This is a genomic window from Shimazuella sp. NTD248, assembly GCF_059510395.1.
The window spans coordinates 232,895-249,602 of sequence record NZ_JCAJZT010000001.1; the positions used below are offsets into that span (position 1 = coordinate 232,895).

22 protein-coding genes and 1 pseudogene are annotated in these 16,708 nt (G+C 36.9%); 8 read left to right on the forward strand and 15 right to left on the reverse strand.

Annotation, left to right across the window (positions count from 1 at the left end; all coding sequences use genetic code 11):
• Nucleotides 1-13 precede the first annotated feature (13 nt).
• From AC5WOE_RS01245 to AC5WOE_RS01255, 3 genes are all read right to left on the reverse strand, one after another.
• Nucleotides 14-166 carry a hypothetical protein gene (locus AC5WOE_RS01245; RefSeq protein WP_496048177.1) on the reverse strand — a complete coding sequence of 51 codons (153 nt, stop codon included), beginning with the start codon at nt 164-166 and terminating at the stop codon, nt 14-16.
• 138 nt (nt 167-304) lie between these two features.
• Nucleotides 305-580: a hypothetical protein gene (locus AC5WOE_RS01250; protein WP_496051713.1), complete on the reverse strand. Its 276-nt coding sequence runs from the start codon at nt 578-580 to the stop codon at nt 305-307.
• A gap of 223 nt (nt 581-803) precedes the next feature.
• Nucleotides 804-1,040, reverse strand: a complete 237-nt coding sequence (locus AC5WOE_RS01255; protein ID WP_496051714.1) for a topoisomerase DNA-binding C4 zinc finger domain-containing protein — start codon at nt 1,038-1,040, stop codon at nt 804-806.
• 490 nt (nt 1,041-1,530) lie between these two features.
• On the opposite strand from AC5WOE_RS01255, the gene AC5WOE_RS01260 reads away from it, so the two are divergent.
• Together AC5WOE_RS01260 and AC5WOE_RS01265 are read left to right on the forward strand one after the other, a co-directional pair.
• Nucleotides 1,531-1,893: a hypothetical protein gene (locus AC5WOE_RS01260; RefSeq protein WP_496051715.1), complete on the forward strand. Its 363-nt coding sequence runs from the start codon at nt 1,531-1,533 to the stop codon at nt 1,891-1,893.
• A 150-nt stretch (nt 1,894-2,043) separates the two neighbouring features.
• Complete coding sequence (locus AC5WOE_RS01265; protein ID WP_496051716.1) at nt 2,044-2,574, forward strand: DUF4352 domain-containing protein; 531 nt, start codon at nt 2,044-2,046, stop codon at nt 2,572-2,574.
• Between the two features lie 484 nt (nt 2,575-3,058).
• On the opposite strand, the gene AC5WOE_RS01270 is transcribed toward AC5WOE_RS01265, so the two are convergent.
• The 7 genes and pseudogenes from AC5WOE_RS01270 to AC5WOE_RS01300 form a co-directional block, all read right to left on the reverse strand.
• Nucleotides 3,059-3,247, reverse strand: coding sequence for a hypothetical protein (locus tag AC5WOE_RS01270; protein WP_496048182.1), 189 nt, complete (start codon nt 3,245-3,247; stop codon nt 3,059-3,061).
• Between the two features lie 300 nt (nt 3,248-3,547).
• Nucleotides 3,548-3,871: a GNAT family N-acetyltransferase gene (locus AC5WOE_RS01275; protein ID WP_496051717.1), complete on the reverse strand. Its 324-nt coding sequence runs from the start codon at nt 3,869-3,871 to the stop codon at nt 3,548-3,550.
• A 420-nt stretch (nt 3,872-4,291) separates the two neighbouring features.
• Entirely contained in the window at nt 4,292-4,471 is a 180-nt protein-coding gene (locus AC5WOE_RS01280) for a hypothetical protein (protein WP_496048184.1), read from the reverse strand.
• Between the two features lie 199 nt (nt 4,472-4,670).
• Entirely contained in the window at nt 4,671-5,207 is a 537-nt protein-coding gene (locus tag AC5WOE_RS01285; protein WP_496048185.1) for an AAA family ATPase, read from the reverse strand.
• Between the two features lie 60 nt (nt 5,208-5,267).
• On the reverse strand, nt 5,268-5,879 hold the full coding sequence (locus AC5WOE_RS01290; RefSeq protein ID WP_496048186.1) for an AAA family ATPase: 612 nt from the start codon (nt 5,877-5,879) through the stop codon (nt 5,268-5,270).
• Nucleotides 5,880-6,159: 280 nt separating this feature from the next.
• Nucleotides 6,160-6,459, reverse strand: coding sequence for a hypothetical protein (locus tag AC5WOE_RS01295; RefSeq protein WP_496051718.1), 300 nt, complete (start codon nt 6,457-6,459; stop codon nt 6,160-6,162).
• Between the two features lie 235 nt (nt 6,460-6,694).
• A pseudogene (locus tag AC5WOE_RS01300) lies at nt 6,695-6,898 on the reverse strand (RNA polymerase subunit sigma-70); the annotation flags it as partial.
• Between the two features lie 442 nt (nt 6,899-7,340).
• On the opposite strand from AC5WOE_RS01300, the gene AC5WOE_RS01305 reads away from it, so the two are divergent.
• The 3 genes from AC5WOE_RS01305 (at nt 7,341) to AC5WOE_RS01315 (ending at nt 9,628) form a co-directional block, all read left to right on the forward strand.
• Nucleotides 7,341-7,937 carry a class I SAM-dependent methyltransferase gene (locus tag AC5WOE_RS01305; protein ID WP_496048188.1) on the forward strand — a complete coding sequence of 199 codons (597 nt, stop codon included), beginning with the start codon at nt 7,341-7,343 and terminating at the stop codon, nt 7,935-7,937.
• Nucleotides 7,938-8,478: 541 nt separating this feature from the next.
• The gene (locus tag AC5WOE_RS01310; RefSeq protein ID WP_496048189.1) at nt 8,479-9,015 is read left to right on the forward strand and encodes a hypothetical protein; all 537 of its coding nucleotides are present in this window, start codon (nt 8,479-8,481) and stop codon (nt 9,013-9,015) included.
• Between the two features lie 292 nt (nt 9,016-9,307).
• Nucleotides 9,308-9,628 carry a YnfA family protein gene (locus AC5WOE_RS01315; RefSeq protein WP_496048190.1) on the forward strand — a complete coding sequence of 107 codons (321 nt, stop codon included), beginning with the start codon at nt 9,308-9,310 and terminating at the stop codon, nt 9,626-9,628.
• Nucleotides 9,629-9,904: 276 nt separating this feature from the next.
• Here AC5WOE_RS01315 and AC5WOE_RS01320 read toward each other — a convergent pair whose 3' ends face one another.
• Both AC5WOE_RS01320 and AC5WOE_RS01325 read right to left on the reverse strand, forming a co-directional pair.
• On the reverse strand, nt 9,905-10,633 hold the full coding sequence (locus tag AC5WOE_RS01320) for a type 1 glutamine amidotransferase (protein ID WP_496048191.1): 729 nt from the start codon (nt 10,631-10,633) through the stop codon (nt 9,905-9,907).
• A gap of 90 nt (nt 10,634-10,723) precedes the next feature.
• Complete coding sequence (locus tag AC5WOE_RS01325; RefSeq protein ID WP_496048192.1) at nt 10,724-11,686, reverse strand: helix-turn-helix transcriptional regulator; 963 nt, start codon at nt 11,684-11,686, stop codon at nt 10,724-10,726.
• 95 nt (nt 11,687-11,781) lie between these two features.
• Here AC5WOE_RS01325 and AC5WOE_RS01330 point away from each other — a divergent pair, with 95 nt between their 5' ends.
• Both AC5WOE_RS01330 and AC5WOE_RS01335 read left to right on the forward strand, forming a co-directional pair.
• Nucleotides 11,782-12,261: a GyrI-like domain-containing protein gene (locus tag AC5WOE_RS01330; RefSeq protein WP_496048193.1), complete on the forward strand. Its 480-nt coding sequence runs from the start codon at nt 11,782-11,784 to the stop codon at nt 12,259-12,261.
• Nucleotides 12,262-12,281: 20 nt separating this feature from the next.
• A complete protein-coding gene (locus AC5WOE_RS01335; protein ID WP_496048194.1) occupies nt 12,282-12,746 on the forward strand; it encodes a DUF8821 family protein in 465 nt (154 codons plus the stop codon).
• 274 nt (nt 12,747-13,020) lie between these two features.
• Here the strand turns inward: AC5WOE_RS01335 and AC5WOE_RS01340 are convergent, their stop codons facing one another.
• Nucleotides 13,021-14,430, reverse strand: a complete 1,410-nt coding sequence (locus tag AC5WOE_RS01340; protein ID WP_496051719.1) for a CsxC family protein — start codon at nt 14,428-14,430, stop codon at nt 13,021-13,023.
• A 269-nt stretch (nt 14,431-14,699) separates the two neighbouring features.
• On the opposite strand from AC5WOE_RS01340, the gene AC5WOE_RS01345 reads away from it, so the two are divergent.
• Nucleotides 14,700-15,569 (forward strand): DUF6612 family protein, encoded by an 870-nt coding sequence (locus AC5WOE_RS01345; protein WP_496051720.1) that lies wholly within the window; start codon nt 14,700-14,702, stop codon nt 15,567-15,569.
• Between the two features lie 60 nt (nt 15,570-15,629).
• Here AC5WOE_RS01345 and AC5WOE_RS01350 read toward each other — a convergent pair whose 3' ends face one another.
• Both AC5WOE_RS01350 and AC5WOE_RS01355 read right to left on the reverse strand, forming a co-directional pair.
• Nucleotides 15,630-16,046, reverse strand: a complete 417-nt coding sequence (locus tag AC5WOE_RS01350; RefSeq protein WP_496048197.1) for a YndA family protein — start codon at nt 16,044-16,046, stop codon at nt 15,630-15,632.
• Nucleotides 16,047-16,257: 211 nt separating this feature from the next.
• Nucleotides 16,258-16,668: a YndA family protein gene (locus AC5WOE_RS01355; protein WP_496051721.1), complete on the reverse strand. Its 411-nt coding sequence runs from the start codon at nt 16,666-16,668 to the stop codon at nt 16,258-16,260.
• Nucleotides 16,669-16,708: the final 40 nt, after the last annotated feature.

The window sequence follows — 16,708 nt, forward strand, 5'->3', positions numbered from 1 at the left end:
CGTCAGTTCTACATTAATGGAAGACGACCTTTTCCGCATCCTCAAACGGCACGAGCTCCCCTTGTTTCTTGCTGTACATCACCTGATAACACTTGGTAATCCTTTTGATATCGACGACGGTCTCCATTCGATCTCTGATTTTAATTTTGGCCCTAGTTTTGAGCATTGGAAAACACCCCTTATGCAAACTAAAGAAGCCATCCACTGGATGACTCTCATTTATATATTTTCCTTATATTCAGGTGTCTGGACAGCAAGGTACACTGCCCAGACATGTCCCGCTAATCAGTAATACGAATTGAGATCACTGCTTTGCTTGATTGACGAAGGTTACCCCATGAATCGGGTTCGAAGTCTTACCAGATCCAACAATCTGATAGAAGGACCAAACTTCAGACTCTTCCCCTGCCTCATCAGTCTCTTTTTCCTTGAGGTGGATTTCGATTCCCTTTCCATACATCGCATAGTCAGCCCAATAATACTTAATCTCGATTCCATCTGTACCTGTAATGATATTATCCTGAACCTTTGTCGTGAAGTCCTCGTCCTTGATCTCAACACGAGTACTGGTTACCTGCATGATGCGAGTCCTCTCATTAACGGAAAGCTGTATATCAGCCTTAGATCCAGTATATAATAAAAATTCATAATATTCACTAATATAATATCCACACATACAATTCTTACTGTTCGATATAATCATATTATCCTAACTGATAGTTTCTAGGCCACTATGATTGTGAACGAAGAAAACGAGATCAAATGATTTCGCTTTTATCAAACCTTCCTTACTGATAGATTTTTTATACTTTAACTGGGTCTTTCTCGTTTATATTTCTTGTATTTTTACACAAATCATAATTACTGCAACCTAAAAACTCCCCATACTTTCCTTGTTTTTTTATCAAAAATCCACCACAAGATTTACATTTCCGATCTTCGCTTAGTACATCTATATCGTTTAATGAATAATCACACATCGGGTAATTCGTACATCCTACAAAACCCTTGTTGTCAATTTCTGTTTTCCAAGGATCCATGAATTTGCAATTGATAACCGATAACTTTAATAGGATCTTAGGCTGTTTTTTGGGAAGTCAATTTCTTTTTGAATTGACTTGGATTTTTCATAACAAAATCTCCAGCTATATGTATCAGTTCTTGCGAGTTACGATATGTTTTTTCGATTTTTAAAAGCTCATGGGTACCAAAAAACTTATCAAATTTATTAAATAGCTGAATATCACTACCTGCGAAACGATAGATGGATTGCTAATCATCCCCGACAAATCCTGTTACTGACCAATACAGTTCCTTAAATAAAAACACACTCTCATGTGGCAATTAGGAGTGCGTTGTATTGGTATTAATTTTTTGTTCATCCAATATAGGGGTATCTACCCCTTGATAATTTCCAATAGCACTCAACACAATATCTTCCATTCTCATCATTATGTTTTAAATAGTAAAAGGGAAATCGTTTGATGAATCCGAATAATTGTATAATAGACTCATCAGGTGGTGAAGCGAATGAATGAAAATGATAATTTAATGCAGATGATGCGGTTAGTATTGGAACAAGTACAGAATATGAATATGCGCATGGATCAGATGGATCAAAATATAAAGCAACTACCAACAAGGGAAGAATTGTTAGCTGTTCAGCAGACTGCTGTGAGCGTGGAAGATCGATCCGAAACTGGATATGTATTGTTGAACTCTCAGCATAATCGATTTGAGAGCCAACTCAATGAAATGTCAGAAATTATGGCAGAAGGATTTCTAACAACAGCTAACACCCTACAAGAAATTTTCATACTCAATAAGTCGCTCGTCGATAAAGTAAATGACTTGGATGAAGATGTAAAAGACCTACAAAAGAAACTAGGTTAAATAAACCGCCTCTTAGTAACAATCAGGGGCGGTTTATTATTTCACCCTTTAAGGGAATATTTTCTGTAAATATGATCTATTCCGTCAAAAGAGTGATATGATATAGCTCTGATATCAGAAAATACATAATATTAATTCGAGGTGCGAAGTATGAGAAAAATCGGTAAAATTGTACTTTGGAGTTTTGTTAGTATTATAGCTCTGATTATTATCGTTGCTATTTTTGCTCCTAACGATCAACCAGTTTCAAAGGTAAATAGCGACAGTCCAAAACAAGAAACGAAGCAAGAGACTACAAGAGAACGAGGGTATAAAGTTGGCGACACCGTCAAAATTTCAGATACAGAAGTAACCATCTCAGCAGCTACAATTGGAAATCCAGACGAATATTCTCAGACCAAAAGCGGGAAAGTTCTCACTCTAGAAATCAAAGGCGCAAATAATGGAACAACCTCATGGTTTCTCTCTAACACTGATTTCAATCTTTATGATAATAATGGCAATAAAGTAGAGGAATACTTCGGTGAAATGAACTATACTCCACTTTCAGGAGAAGTAAATCAAGGAAAGAAGATATCTGGACAAGTAAAATATGATGCAAAACCAGGTACATATGACCTAGTGTATAAACCTAATTTCTTGCTAGATCAGGAAATACACTTTACGATAGAAGCGAAATAAGCCCATCATTGGGCTTTTTTTATTGAAGGAGAAACACTACTTTTATCTGACTATACTTGCATGACACTAAATGATATTGATGCCTTTTTTAATGGGTACAAACCAGCGTTTTCATACAATCCAAACAGTGATATCTCAAGTTATACCGCCAATGAAATCTTACGTTTACGAAAATATCCACGGTTAAGAGTGTTGGTTCATAAGATGAATCAGCGCCTATATTTCCAGTGAATTTCATTTCAAATTAGGTCAAATACTTGGATTCCCTCCAAAGGCAGCTACGTTTTATTCTGAATGGATGAGTCTAAAGAAACACGTGTACCAAAATCAAAGCTACTGAACAAAATTATAGGGGATTTATCCGATTCAAACAAGAACTCAATTTACTTTGGATAATATTCCTTGGCATGTCCTATTTTTACACATATCTCCAAGTACCCCTTATAGAAATACACACCAATATATCAACTGTGTCCACCACTACTTAACTATTTAAATATGGATCATTCTCCATCTCTTCAATTCCTCTAAGCACGTTTCTAAGCGCACTTACATGACCATCACAATAATCATACAATTCTCTACAAGGAGCGGCCCTCCTTTGTCGTTCTGCCTCTTTCAACATCCCATTAATAAAAGTTCGCATTGCATTGAATACCTTTTTATTTGACATGTTTTTCATCTCCTTGTAAAATCATGTACTCTCTAATTTTACCACTTATAAATATTTTAACATTATTTTACATGATTCTGATAACCTACATAAAGAAAAAACATCAGCTATCCATTCGGACGGCTGATGTCTCTTATTTTGGTGATGCTATCCGATCTGATAAACAAGACTCTTTAGTCCACTTGCGTCTTGCCTCTCCCCTGACAACACTCCTCCTATCTTTTCCATAGCCCGTTGTGAACGAAAATTGTTCGCTCCAACCAAAAAAATGACGGTGTTGACAAACTTGAACGCATGCCCTTACATAAGTCGTTTCAGTTCTCGGTTATATGTGCCTCCCCAGTGAGATCTGGCAAGGAAAGTCCACCCTATCTCGATCTCATCTCGCTCTTCTTTGTAGCCATGATAGCGGGACGACCCAATCAAACAATTTTTCTTATTGTCAATCACCACCAACGCTCCTTTAGAGTTCAAAGCATCACGAAAAAAGATCCTAAACTCATCTTCTTTGTATCGACTCTTTTGAGGGTGCTGTTTCCAAATGAGTGGATCCGATGCCACGGTATAGAGCTCTGTGAAATCTTCTTCCTTTAAAGGCCTGACCTCGATGAGTTCGCTCTTCAAGTGTGGTTGGAAATCGAAGGTTTTTTCAGCATTATCGGAGTCTTACACGAAATCGTTTAATTGTCTTATCATTATTATCCAAATTTTATCGTCTCCTTTAGAGTTCACCACGACGGATACAAATAATTTCGGTTCTATATCAGCAAAGATTTCGTTACCCGCAAAGTAGATTACCATTACTAGGAGGTGATCATATGGAACCTTTTTACAAGAGGATATCTGGTATGGCGAAGGTGGTACATCCTGCGAAGGTCCTATCGTATGGATCAATACCACCACAAGACGAAACGTACAAATTGTGTTTGATAAAACTTGAGTGTTGATGGAGTGCGGTTAGCCGATAAAATATTTACCAGTAAACAATTTCGCCAAAGTTTTGATCCTAGTGAGCAGTTGAGTTTACGAGTAACAGATATTTAATTATTCTACTTCCTCTCCATCCTCATCTACTTGCTTTGTTACTCCTCCATACAACCAGTTATTTTTCTCCACAAACTCAATAAATTTATCTAAAAACTCATCTTGGTTAATGTTTGTATGTCCATCCTCTGCATAGATAGTGCCACTAATTTCTATACCTAACTGTTTGTATTGTTTCATGTAATAACCTCCTTTAATTATAATAAGGATGGTAAAAATACAGGTATAAAGTATTTTGAATGGATAAATTCTTCCACTGTTCTCTCATCCTCTAATCTTTTATTGAGGGAGTAGGACCAGCTTTGGTAATCGCAGGGAATAAGGAACTTACGGCGGTCTGAGAAGTTTAGAGGGATGATACGGTTCATCCCTCTTTTTATTATGAATAGTTTTGGATCACTTGGGTGAGATCAACAAGTGGGACAAGGGTTTGCCAAGATTGATCCAACCATTGATGTGAATCGATGATATGTTCAGGATCTGTAAACTTCTCACGCTGTGCATTTCGCTGTAAGCATAGCTCTAATGGCACTTTTAGACGCACAAGCCCAACAGAGAAGCCATGGCGCTTGGCATCAGCAATTGTTGTTTTCATATAATCAATGTCTTTTCCTGTGTAGGATAATAAAAATGATTGACGCAGCAAGATGCTTTCCGTCACATCAATTTTGGCTTGCTGCTTCGCCAGCGAAGAGATCGCTTTAAGCGAAACGGTAGATGGGTCAAGCGACAAAGGAATTTGTTGCAGCTTGCTCATCCGAATTAACTTGGAATCAATCACTCGAATCTGATCACGATATTTTTTTGAAAAAGTCGTCTTGCCACTGCCAGCTACTCCAGTGACAAAAATAGCTGCTGGTTGCTTAGGGATAAGAATGTCCACAATGGTTTTTGATCTAGTTGCGACTTGCTCCATTTTTTGTTTCCGCCTCTCTATCTAAGTTGAATGACATTCTTTATTGGTTGGATATCTTTATTATTTGTACATCGAAATTACTTGGCTCAGATCGGCGAGAGGGGCGAGTTGTTCCCAAGAATGCTCCATTTTATGGTGGACTTCGATGATTCGCTCGGGAAACACGAAGTGCTTACGATTTGCATTCCGTTGTAAACATAACTCAAGCGGGGTTTTAATATGTATCAGACCTATAGTGAATCCATAGTTTCTTGCCCGTAAAATGGTTTCCTGTATATATGCGATATCTTCCCCTTCAATCTCCAACAAAAAAGAAGTTCTACTTTGGATATATTCACTCACTTGATCAAGTGCTTGTTCTCTTGATGATGGAGTGAAGAGAGCCACCATCGCTGGCTGTAGCAATTGTTCTGATGGCAGCGTATTTGCTGTGATTGCATCTTGATTAATGACAGGAAAATGATTACGGTATTGTTCAGCAAAGGTTGTTTTGCCACTCCCCGGTGTCCCCGTTACAAAGATTGCTACTTTTTCTTGTTGTATTAAAATATCCACGATATTTGCTTCCACATAATCCACTGTATTTGCTCTACCTTTCTCCCAATTACTTCTAGTGATGTTTGATTTTCTACGTATTTCTCGTGAGCAGGCAATGCGCATTCTCTTTAACATAGGTCAAGTGGGTCTCATTGTAAAGACATATTTATCTCATTTCAGCGAATTTATCGAATGAATAGACTTAAATCAGCTTTGAACAACTAACCGTAATTTGACCAACAAATTGGAAATAATCCTGCGGATTAAAACAGGAACCCTCATAACTCCTAAAAATAGAAAAAGTGATCCAAGAACTTTGAATCACTTTCATTTTTATATATCGAATTCCATTAGATTTGCTGCGGGCTGTGCCTGCACGAATCACTTCGCACAAACCCAGCCCGACCCACAGGTGTCAAGCTTCACGATGACGATGATCGATGAAGGCGCTGATCAGAGTGCCGAACGCACCTTTGAACGCCTCCAGGAAGGGCTCATCGAGTTCCTCATCCGATGCGCCAGGATTCTCGGTCTTGACCTGCTCCAGAACGGTCCGTACGAACGAATTATACTCCAGATATCCCGGGTAGTTGTCAGACAGGAAGTTCCGGAAGCCCCGTTCGTAGGAAGCATGTTTCAAGATCGCGTGATGCACAGAACGAATGATATCGTCATCGGCAAAACGCTTGGAGACCGTGATGTTCGCACCGCTCATCACCATGAGTTCTCCCATGAATCGATGGATGTTAGATATCTATTATATCAAAATACATCTTGCTTAGACCATTCAACAAATATGTGGCTTGTCCCACATTCACTCAAGACGAATCCTCGGTTCCCTCTCCTCCACAATCTCCTTCTCCACACCACATTGTTCATCGAAGCAGGTACAAGTCCTAGCTCAAACCTCGCATTCATCACAATTTTTTTACATCGGTTCATGTTCCCAATCTCTTTACAATGTGAGCCACTAAGCGTAAATTGTGTTCAATCAAAAGATTTCGAGCAAAGCTGTCTCCCTCTGCCATCCTTTTCAAATTTAGTTCTTCTTCTTGCTCGGACAATGGTTGTGGAAAAGCATTGCTTTTAATAAACGAAACAAAAACCATCATCTCTTTGATGAGAAGAGATAAAGCAGTTATGATCCCTGACATAGTTACCTCCCTGCTTCTTATACATGTATTCATTTACAATTGACATTTTTATTTTTATGCAAGAAGGTATCAGAATATGGGTATAAAACCGTTATGCTTACATTTCAAAGAAAACCATGTTACGAGCTGTATCTATAAGTTCTGATCAAAGGATTTTGATTAAGTTTCTCTACGAAGAGTTGCAAATGTTTCTTTGTATGATCTTTCTTACTCTTATCCGATTGATGAGAGTGCAGCTCTATAATATAGCCTAATGGTAGAATAGAATTTTAGAGGCATTTCTATATCCATATATAGACATTAGAAATTTCAAATTAATCAACTGCAAAAAAGTTTGCAGAAACCTTATATGAGGATGACTTTCTACTCCCACCAAGGTCTATACGAAAAGGTTTGAGGGTAAAATTTGATTACTATGCAGCTATCAATTGGAGAGTGAAACATGGAAAATAACGTTTTTGAACAGATGGCAAAAAAATATGATACAGAAGAAAGAATGGAATTAGCTAAAGTGATAGTGAAGGAAGTGAGATCAGAATTACGTAATGGTAAATCAAAATCTTTAATAGACTATGGGAGTGGTACTGGTCTCATAAGTTTAGAATTATCAGATTTAGTAGATTCTATTTTGTTGGTTGATTCATCAAACCAAATGTTGGAGGTTGCGAAGGCTAAAATTTCTCTCCAAGGTATTACCAATTCAAAAGTATTGTATTCAGATTTTACTCAACATACTCCTGAACTCAAGGCAGACATAATTTTAATGTCACTAGTCCTTCTTCATATTCCAGATACAAAAAGAATTTTACAAGAATTGTTCAACATTTTAAATGATGGCGGCAAGCTAATTATTATTGATTTTGACAAAAACGACAAAATAAATCATCCGAAAGTTCATAATGGTTTTTCGCATGAAGAATTGAAAAAAAGATTATCCGAGGTTGGATTTAAATCCATTGAAATTACAACATTTTATCATGGTAATCGTATTTTTATGAGTCAAGATGCCTCCATGTTTATATCTAGTAGTATAAAGTAATTTCTTGCTTTTTTATTTCTTAATGGGAAGAAAGTGTAAAAAACAAAGGACTATCTCCATTCCTATGGAACAATCCAACGTTAAACAGTCATCATGTATCAAAAAATGACTCAATGATGGCACTAAAATAGTTATACCTATCCCAAAACAGAAGAACTGAGTTGTCGATAAAAAATACAAAAAAAGCCAGCTAACATGATTATTTACAGTGATAGCTTGCCTTTTATCTATGCTAGAATGACACATACGTTCTGAGGATAGACATAAATACTTGAAACATTTGTTGTGCAGAGAGCTGCCATTTGGCAGCTCTTTTGCTTTCTATTTGAGGGCAAAATCATAGAAAGTCATCCACTTCAAATCACAAATTGAAAACACGATCAAATAATTGCATTTTTGATATTAGAAAATCTCAGCGAGCTGTACAGAAAAATGACAAAAATTGTCAATGAACTCTCCATTGACAAAATAATTATTTACATTTTATTCCGATTTGATAAAATATTAGTAGATGGTAAATATTATATAAGGTGGTATGAATTTGAAAAAATATTTTTCTATTCTACTTGCTTTTGTCTTTAGTTTCTCTTTATTACTTGTAACTCCATCGACCAGCACAGTCCATGCAGAAGCAGTAAACATTGATACTAATAAAGATTACTATATCGTTCCAGCACACAATCAAAAACGAGCTTTAACTTATGAATTATATGGTTGGAGCAATTGGGATTATGTTCGTCTATCGGGTAGAGATGGATCTAGCGAAAAATATCCATATGGTACACCAGTCCATTTAATCGAAAGTGGTACAAGCGGTCAATATATTATTCAAATGAAGGCATCAACACATGGAGGATATAATTCTTTTACGATTAATCACAGCAATAGTGCTTGGTACAATTTTATCTATCTGGATAGAGCTTCTAGTGCTCACAAATGGAGTTTTAAACCATATCAGGATGGTTACGTTATTGAACATGAGAATAATGCTTGGTATCTAAACTTAACCAGCGATCAAAAAGAATGGTTAGTTGTTTCACAGGAACCTGAAAAATTCTTCCTAGTACCTGCTCAGTGATTTTTAAAGTTACAAATAGATATTAGTTCAGTCTATGTGTTATTATCCACACATCAGATGTGTGAAGAGCTGCCCTCAGGGTGGCTTTTTTATATTTATTTCGTAGAAGGAGGTATCAGAATATAGATATTGTTATATTTAATTTCTGCATACATCAAAAAACTTCCGTTGTGTTGACATGAAATCCATGTTGATAAGCTGCTTTTTTTGTATTAGGGTTAGTCGTAATGTAAATGAAAAATAGTTTTCAATCGCCTTTATATTGATAAAGGGAGAGAAAGAAGGTTGTTTGATGATGGTAGTAGTATTGTTTTTACTTGCTGGATTAGCGGAAATCGGCGGGGGATACTTAATTTGGCTTTGGCTACGGGAAGGAAAACCTTTTTATTGGGGATTAGCAGGAGGGATTATATTAGCGTTGTATGGGGTTATCGCTACTTTTCAAAGCTTCCCTTCATTTGGTCGTGTTTATGCAGCATATGGAGGTGTTTTTATTGTTCTCTCCATTCTCTGGGGTTGGGGAATCGACAAAAAAACTCCAGATTTATATGACTGGATTGGAGCTGGTATTTGTGTAATTGGAGTTGTAGTCATGTTGATGCCTAGAAACTAAACATTACAGCCTAAGCTTCCCTTTATTTATATGTTTTTTCTGGTTTGACATTCGGTTATACCATTGCTTAGAAGGAGGAAACTATATTTCAAATCTCTGGAAAATATGCTGATTTCTCCAAAAAAATTTAGTATCACTCTGGATGAAATAAATAACAGTAGAAAACAAATGACCACTATGCACTTGGAGATCATTTATTGTTAGGCAATAGATGAGGCATGGAGCCAAACGCCATTAGCGCATCAACTCCCCCTACCTCGGCCGAATCCCATCACGTTACTCAGATGTAATTTTTTTATAGTCCATTACGAGTTTATCCAAAAATATAAATAAATTCTCATTCATTACTTTATAATCATTTTTTCGAAGTTGTTCTGGCTGCTGAACGAATCTTTGGTCACTGAATTTGGATAGTTCAGCTGCTGAATTTTCAATCAGGAGCTCCACCAAATCATGATTGAACTCCAAATGACATTGGAAGCCATAGACTAAGTTTTGGTATTCAATAATCTGCCTCGGACAAGCTTCACTATAGGCAATTACTTTACAATCTTCGGTTAACCCCGGCATATCATTGTGCCAGTGCCCGACAACAATGGTATTGCCAAAATGGGGAAATTTACGATTTTGTTTCCCTTCTTCTGTAAAGGTTATGGGAAAACAACCTATTTCTTTTTCTGGACTATGTTCGTACTTTGCACCCAAGGACTCCCCAATGAGCTGTGCGCCCAAGCAAACACCTAGTACAGCCTTACCAGCTTTTATACATTTATTTATCAATGTTATTTCTAAAGCTGCATCAAAGTGAGGACACTCTTCCATCGTTGTACTCGGACTTTGAGGACCACCCAGTACAATTAATAGATCAATTCCCTCTATGGATAATGGTAGTTTTTCACCAGCATAAACCCTTGAAAATCCAAAACTGTATCCTCTGGTCTCAGCCCATGTCTGAAATGCTCCCGGCCCCTCAAACAACTCATGAACAATAAAGTGAATGTGCATTTTTTACTCCTTTCAAGACATATTAGCAGTGTTTCGATCATAAAGAGAAATTGGCCAAGCTCCATATTATTTAGGTTTTAACTACAACTGTTATGGACAGTATAAGCTTAATCTCTCTTGTAAAACTACTAAGATTTCTTCTGCCACTTCCCTGACCTTGATATCCTCACCTAGAAAAAGTAACCAATTTGTTATTTCCGACAATTCTTCGGGCTTATAAACATTGATAAAAGTTTTTAGAATGGCTGTAGTTTGGTAAGGATTTGTATAGGAAAGGGAAACTTTTAATGGATGATATTTTTTGAACTGGGCAATCGCTTTTGGACCAAGTTCAAGGACAAGGTTGATACCTTCTTCCTGTTTACTTAGTTTTTCTAATATCTTTTTCTTACTTATTCTATTTTTTGTCGGGTAGGGCTTGATCTCGATGAGATGATCAACAGGAAAAATCTTTTTCTTTTCTTGCTTTAAGTCAACACCTTCAATCAGCCAAAGGCTTTTTTCACGATAGAGGTGCAAGAGATAAATGGGATAAGACTTTATTACCTTCTCTTCTTTGATGGTAATCCATAAATAGCTATCCAAAAGAAGGAGTTGGATGAGTTTTTCTAACATGGGGTGTGGGAGATCTGAAAGCTCAAGTAAATCGGGGTTATGGGGGTTGGTTCCTTCAAAAAGCAAAATCTGATTTAAAAGAACGAGATCATCCTGTTGGTTTTCTGAGATCAGTCCCAGTAATTTTTCTGCTAAAGACTGACGGCTCTTTAAATAGGGGAGTTGTTGATTTCTTGTGGCCATAAAGGCAATAAAAAGAGCTTTGACCTCATTATCGGTAAAGCGAACAACGGGCAGGACAGAGTTGTGCATGACAAAATAACCCCCGTCCCTTCCAACTTCAGAGACGAGTGGCATTCCCATGTCTTCAATTTCTCTGATATCTCGAATAGCTGTCGAACGAGAGATGTTAAATTCACGCATGATTTCAGAAATAGTAAAGTGGGAGCGGTTGTTGATATATCTCATGATAATATTAATCCGTTCAACTTTTTTCATCGGGACTCCTAAATAGTATCATTTTTTGACATGATTTAAGATTATCATATATCTATCAAGTGCAGGAAACAAGTCAAAAGAGGAAGGTGTAGAATATGGCAGATTATACCCTAGAAGAAAAAGACAGCTTTACTGTTTTAGGTTTTGGAACGGAGCTTACAGACTTTACAGGCTTAGATAAGGAGAAGTCAGACTTTTGGCAGACTGTCAAACGAGATGGAACACTGGAAACTTTAAAAACCGTAGCCACAAATGACTACATTTTTGCTGTGAACGAAGCAGTGAATAACAAAATGATGCATTATGCCGGCGTCATGACAGAGGCATCCATATCGGTATCAGCACCGGAAGAAACCAGAGTTATCCAATTTCCTAAGGGGGAATACCTAGTTGTAAAAGGGGAAGGGAAAACCGCTGATGAATTGAATGAAAAACTTACTGGCATTGCCTTCGGTCAAGTCTTGCCAGAAGCAAAGCATTTTGCCTATGTTGGTGGCCCAAATGCAACGGTTGAGATGGGTCAGCGGAACGGTCTCGTTTTTGGTGAGATGTGGATTCCTGTTGTTAGAAAATAAAGAGAGAAAAGGGGATGGAAATGTCCTATATTGTTGATTTTAAAAAGGTGTCTACGGTTGGTTTAGAGACTTCACCTGTAGTCGAAGCTCTTGCTGGTTTACGTGCGAATGAAGCTCGTTACTTTATGAACAAATATAAACATGAATTTACAGTTTTACCAGCTAGCGAAAGCCAGGAATCCCTTGATTATATGAACCGAATTTTGAAAGAAGAACGCGATATTGAGTTTGCAGCTAAGCCATTGGAAACGTCGCGTTTTCAAGTGGAAAATATCCAATTTACCTACGTCTTTTATGAAGACGGCCTTGCAGTCAATGTTATGTATACCGTTGATAACTCTAAGAAACGAGCCGTTGGTTTTAAGCTTTCTGAGGGGATGGAGGTACCGAAGGAGTTAGAAGGGAAGTTTAAGTTTGCTAGGCAAAAGTCTAAACTAGCAGGAACCATTCGGGGCTCGTTTTTTGTCATCAAAGGAGAATATTAAAGCCAACAAAAGCGCAAGTTGAGAAATCCAGCCATTTTCTGTATTTGGTCATTCTTTTACTTTAGTGAAGTGAGTGAAAGCTATTTTCGCTCTAGGTAAAAAATAGCTTTCACTCGTTAAGAAAACAACGGATACTTTTCCATACATGCTGCTGGAGATGCTCTTAAATTGGCAAACTTAACAAGACTAGACCTTAAACTGTCATCGATGCTGGAGACATTTTATCGTACATGTTTCTTAAAATGAAAAGACTCTTGAGAAAACCTCAACAGTCTTATCTGCGTTTTTTTCTATTTTTCTTTATACTCTTTCCTACCCACTGTTTTTTACCTTTTATTTTATGCCTATGATCACATCTATTCTCGTATTTCTCTACATGATTACGCTTATTTATGTTGCGTTTCTTTCTACACTTTTTTTGATGACCACGATCATGACACTTCTCTTCTTCATGCTCATGCTTCTCATCCTTCTTACACTTTATTTCATGCCCATGATCATAATATTCCTCATCATCTTCTTCATGCTCATACTCACATTCCTCTTCTTCATCGTTGTCATGCTCGCACTTCTTCTTGCGCTTCTTTTTACATTTTTTTTCATGACCATGGTCACAACATTCCTCTTCTTCTTCATGGTCATGCTCACATTCCCATCTATCCTCATATTCTTCTTCATAGTCATGCTTACACTTCTTCTTATGCTTCTTTTTACACTTTTTTTCATGACCGTGGTCACAACATTCCTCTTCTTCTTCATGGTCGTGCTCACATTCCCAACTGTCCTCATTTTCCTCTTCTTCATAGTCATGCTTACATTTCTTCTTATGCTTCTTTTTACACTTTTTCCCATGACCATGGTCTTCTTCATGGTCATGTTCACATTCCTCTTCATGACCATGCTTACAAGGTATAGGGATTTGCTGGCGTTGTAGTATTTTCACTAGTAGATCCAATACAATCTTTTCTTGCACAGTGATAAAAATACGCTCATTTGGGATTTTAGCTAGAGGAACAGATGAATCGAATTTAGCAAGATCGAATTCATTAATTTCAAAGGCTTCCAGCTCACAGTATGGCTGCTCATTATAATGAACGGAATTGCCAAATAATTTTTGATCAAGCTTAGACCTTCTGCTACTTTGATCTAAAAATCTAGCTTCCGTATCACTTGATGCAAAAAAATCAGGGGAAAGTTTTCCCTCAAATGTAACTTCCGTACAACAACTGAAAGGAACATGAGCAGTAGTATGGAGAATACTGCCACAAATTGCATTGGCATTTGTGGTACCTGGTCTGGCAGTTGCATATTCAATGTTCTTGCGGATAAAACCTGATATAAAAAGTTTAAAGTGATTCTTACGTGAAGTAGGAACTAATTTACATTCATCCAAAGAAACATCTTTTTCTACTCTTTTAATCTCCAATGCTGGCTGCTCTAAAGTAATATCTACATCAATACACATTTGCAGGGATAACTCAGCAAGAACTACTGGAACTTTTAGTGTTTTAGGAAAAGATACAACATTAGGGCAACCCATTTCTACACGATTTTGAACCACTTTACATCCCTGTGGTGGTGGAGGTGGAGGTGGTATCGGCGGTGGTGGAGGTTTCTTTGCAGGGTGAACTGGGTTGCACACTTCAAACTGAACGATATGACATTTTGGAACAAATCTTCTCATCCTTATTCCCTCTCTCTATTTGATTGAGACTACAAGATTTTAAGATAGTATATTCTTGGTATAAAAAAGAGAGAGGGCTGATATCTCCATTATATAAAGCAAATTTCAATACTCTTCTGTTCCATTTTCTTGTGTTGTCATGTTGGATTTCTTTTTACATCTAAGCTGATTCAAACTTCTAATCTAAACGAAATGACGGAATGATCATATACGAATAACCCTGGCTATGCCTATAATAGGTTATCCCTAAATAAGGAGTAACTGTCACAATGAAAAAATGGATTGTACCTTGCATCGCAACTTTATTCCTGTTAAGCGCTTGTTCTTCTCATGCCAAATCTTCAGTTATTCCTAAAAAGAATCCACCCAAATCGATCACTTCCGTGTCAGAGGCAATCGATAAGTCAACAGCAGCCATGGAAAAGATGAAAAGTTTTCAAGTGGAATACACGAAGAAATATACTTCTGACGAAGAAAATAAAAATTCCGATTATCGCAATCATATCGTAAAGGCTGATCAGATATCTTTTACTTTTATTGATCGCAATCAGTATCATCTCTATGAACGTATTCATGAAGAGCGCACCACTGATAAAGAAAAAGATCCTGACACCCAAACAGAAATATATGTAAAAAACGGCATTCTTTATAAACGGTATTTCGATTGGGACACAGATGGTACTGATCGTTGGGAAAAAGGAAAGCCCACAAATTCAACGCTTTCCGAAACGTTGTATGAAAGTCCCAATTTCCTTGACCCTACCTATTTGTTAGCAGACTTAAAATCCAAGCAAAAACAAGTAAAACTCACACAGACACCAAATGCATATGTACTTGAACTTACTTTGACCGATCAAGAAGAAAAAACAAGTATCATGGGCTCTGGTAAAGGTGGAAAAGGCTTTGTGGATGTCAGTGTCATAAGAAAAATACCTCTGTATACCGTAAAAGTTACGATAGATAAGGAAACACTTCTCACTCAGAGAGTAGAGCAACATGAGGTCTCTTCAATCGATGCAAAAGAAAAAACTGGAGATATGATCAAAACAGATGAGTACCAAACGCATAATTTTAAGTTTGGTGCAAAATCGATAACGGTTCCAAATGAAGCACTGACAACACAGAATCAACTTAATTGAACATCTTATATAAAAAGAAACAAAACGACCTCAGATTTTTTGTCAAAGGTCGTTTTGTTATCAATCAAAAATAGAGAATACAGCATTCTTATTCGTTGTTTGTACATAAATTTCGGCTTGATTATTAGTTCCATCTTGATATGAGCTTATATCTATCATTGCACAATGTGACGAATCGGTGTATGAAGTAGGGGTAAGATACTTATAAGATACATAATCATCTGCATTATCTGGATCATATTCCTTTACATAAAAGTAAGTTCCGCCACCAGCGAGAAGGCATATTAATACATTTCCTGAAACAGGTGCACCATCTACATCTGTAATATAATAATTAAGAGTGGAATTCCAATGTACTCCCTTACTCCAAACACTCGTTGCCTGCCATCCAGCAGAATCTGCAAATGCTGATGAAAACGGTAACACTAGTGCGAAAATGGAAATAAAAAATGAGAATACGGACTTTTTTAAATTCATTCTGTCTTCCTCCCTGTTGTGATGTTAACGCTTATGAAAGCTAGGTAAATATAAATGGAAGTGATACGAATAAGAGAATCACTCTCTTGAAAATTCATAATATATAAAGATAGAATAGAATCCGACATTAAATAAAAAATTATATTATAATTCAATTTTTTAAAAAATAAATAAAGCACAACCTCTGATTTTTCCAGAGGTTGTTTTGTTATCAGTCATAAATAGCGAATACGGCATTCTTATTCGTTGTTTGAACATAAATTTCTGCTTGATTATTAGATCCATCTTGCCAAGCACTAATATCATATGATACACAATGTGACGAATCGGTGTATGAAGTAGGGGTAGTATACTTATAGGTTATATTATCATCTGCATTATCTGGGTCATATTCCTTAATATAAAAATAAGTTTCCCCACCAGAGCGAAGGCATATTAATACATTTCCTGAAGCATGTGCATTATCTACACCTGTGATGTAATAACTTAGAGTAGAGTTCCAATGTACCTGTTCCTTAGTCAATAACTGCCATCCAGCAGAATCTGCAAATGCTGATGAAAGCGGTAACAATAGCGCGAAAAGTGAACCAAAAAATGTCACTACGGTCTTTTTTAAATTCATTCTGTCTTCCCCCTGGTGTTTGTAATGTAAGCGGTAACAA

Coding starts and splice junctions, on each gene's coding strand:
- AC5WOE_RS01245 (WP_496048177.1), bottom strand. CDS start 166: ATGCTCAAAACTAGGGCCAAAATTAAAATCAGAGATCGAATGGAGACC.
- AC5WOE_RS01250 (WP_496051713.1), bottom strand. CDS start 580: ATGCAGGTAACCAGTACTCGTGTTGAGATCAAGGACGAGGACTTCACG.
- AC5WOE_RS01255 (WP_496051714.1), bottom strand. CDS start 1,040: ATGGATCCTTGGAAAACAGAAATTGACAACAAGGGTTTTGTAGGATGT.
- AC5WOE_RS01260 (WP_496051715.1), top strand. CDS start 1,531: ATGAATGAAAATGATAATTTAATGCAGATGATGCGGTTAGTATTGGAA.
- AC5WOE_RS01265 (WP_496051716.1), top strand. CDS start 2,044: ATGAGAAAAATCGGTAAAATTGTACTTTGGAGTTTTGTTAGTATTATA.
- AC5WOE_RS01270 (WP_496048182.1), bottom strand. CDS start 3,247: ATGTCAAATAAAAAGGTATTCAATGCAATGCGAACTTTTATTAATGGG.
- AC5WOE_RS01280 (WP_496048184.1), bottom strand. CDS start 4,471: ATGAAACAATACAAACAGTTAGGTATAGAAATTAGTGGCACTATCTAT.
- AC5WOE_RS01285 (WP_496048185.1), bottom strand. CDS start 5,207: ATGGAGCAAGTCGCAACTAGATCAAAAACCATTGTGGACATTCTTATC.
- AC5WOE_RS01290 (WP_496048186.1), bottom strand. CDS start 5,879: ATGTTAAAGAGAATGCGCATTGCCTGCTCACGAGAAATACGTAGAAAA.
- AC5WOE_RS01295 (WP_496051718.1), bottom strand. CDS start 6,459: ATGAGCGGTGCGAACATCACGGTCTCCAAGCGTTTTGCCGATGACGAT.
- AC5WOE_RS01305 (WP_496048188.1), top strand. CDS start 7,341: ATGGAAAATAACGTTTTTGAACAGATGGCAAAAAAATATGATACAGAA.
- AC5WOE_RS01315 (WP_496048190.1), top strand. CDS start 9,308: ATGATGGTAGTAGTATTGTTTTTACTTGCTGGATTAGCGGAAATCGGC.
- AC5WOE_RS01320 (WP_496048191.1), bottom strand. CDS start 10,633: ATGCACATTCACTTTATTGTTCATGAGTTGTTTGAGGGGCCGGGAGCA.
- AC5WOE_RS01325 (WP_496048192.1), bottom strand. CDS start 11,686: ATGAAAAAAGTTGAACGGATTAATATTATCATGAGATATATCAACAAC.
- AC5WOE_RS01330 (WP_496048193.1), top strand. CDS start 11,782: ATGGCAGATTATACCCTAGAAGAAAAAGACAGCTTTACTGTTTTAGGT.
- AC5WOE_RS01335 (WP_496048194.1), top strand. CDS start 12,282: ATGTCCTATATTGTTGATTTTAAAAAGGTGTCTACGGTTGGTTTAGAG.
- AC5WOE_RS01340 (WP_496051719.1), bottom strand. CDS start 14,430: ATGAGAAGATTTGTTCCAAAATGTCATATCGTTCAGTTTGAAGTGTGC.
- AC5WOE_RS01345 (WP_496051720.1), top strand. CDS start 14,700: ATGAAAAAATGGATTGTACCTTGCATCGCAACTTTATTCCTGTTAAGC.
- AC5WOE_RS01350 (WP_496048197.1), bottom strand. CDS start 16,046: ATGAATTTAAAAAAGTCCGTATTCTCATTTTTTATTTCCATTTTCGCA.
- AC5WOE_RS01355 (WP_496051721.1), bottom strand. CDS start 16,668: ATGAATTTAAAAAAGACCGTAGTGACATTTTTTGGTTCACTTTTCGCG.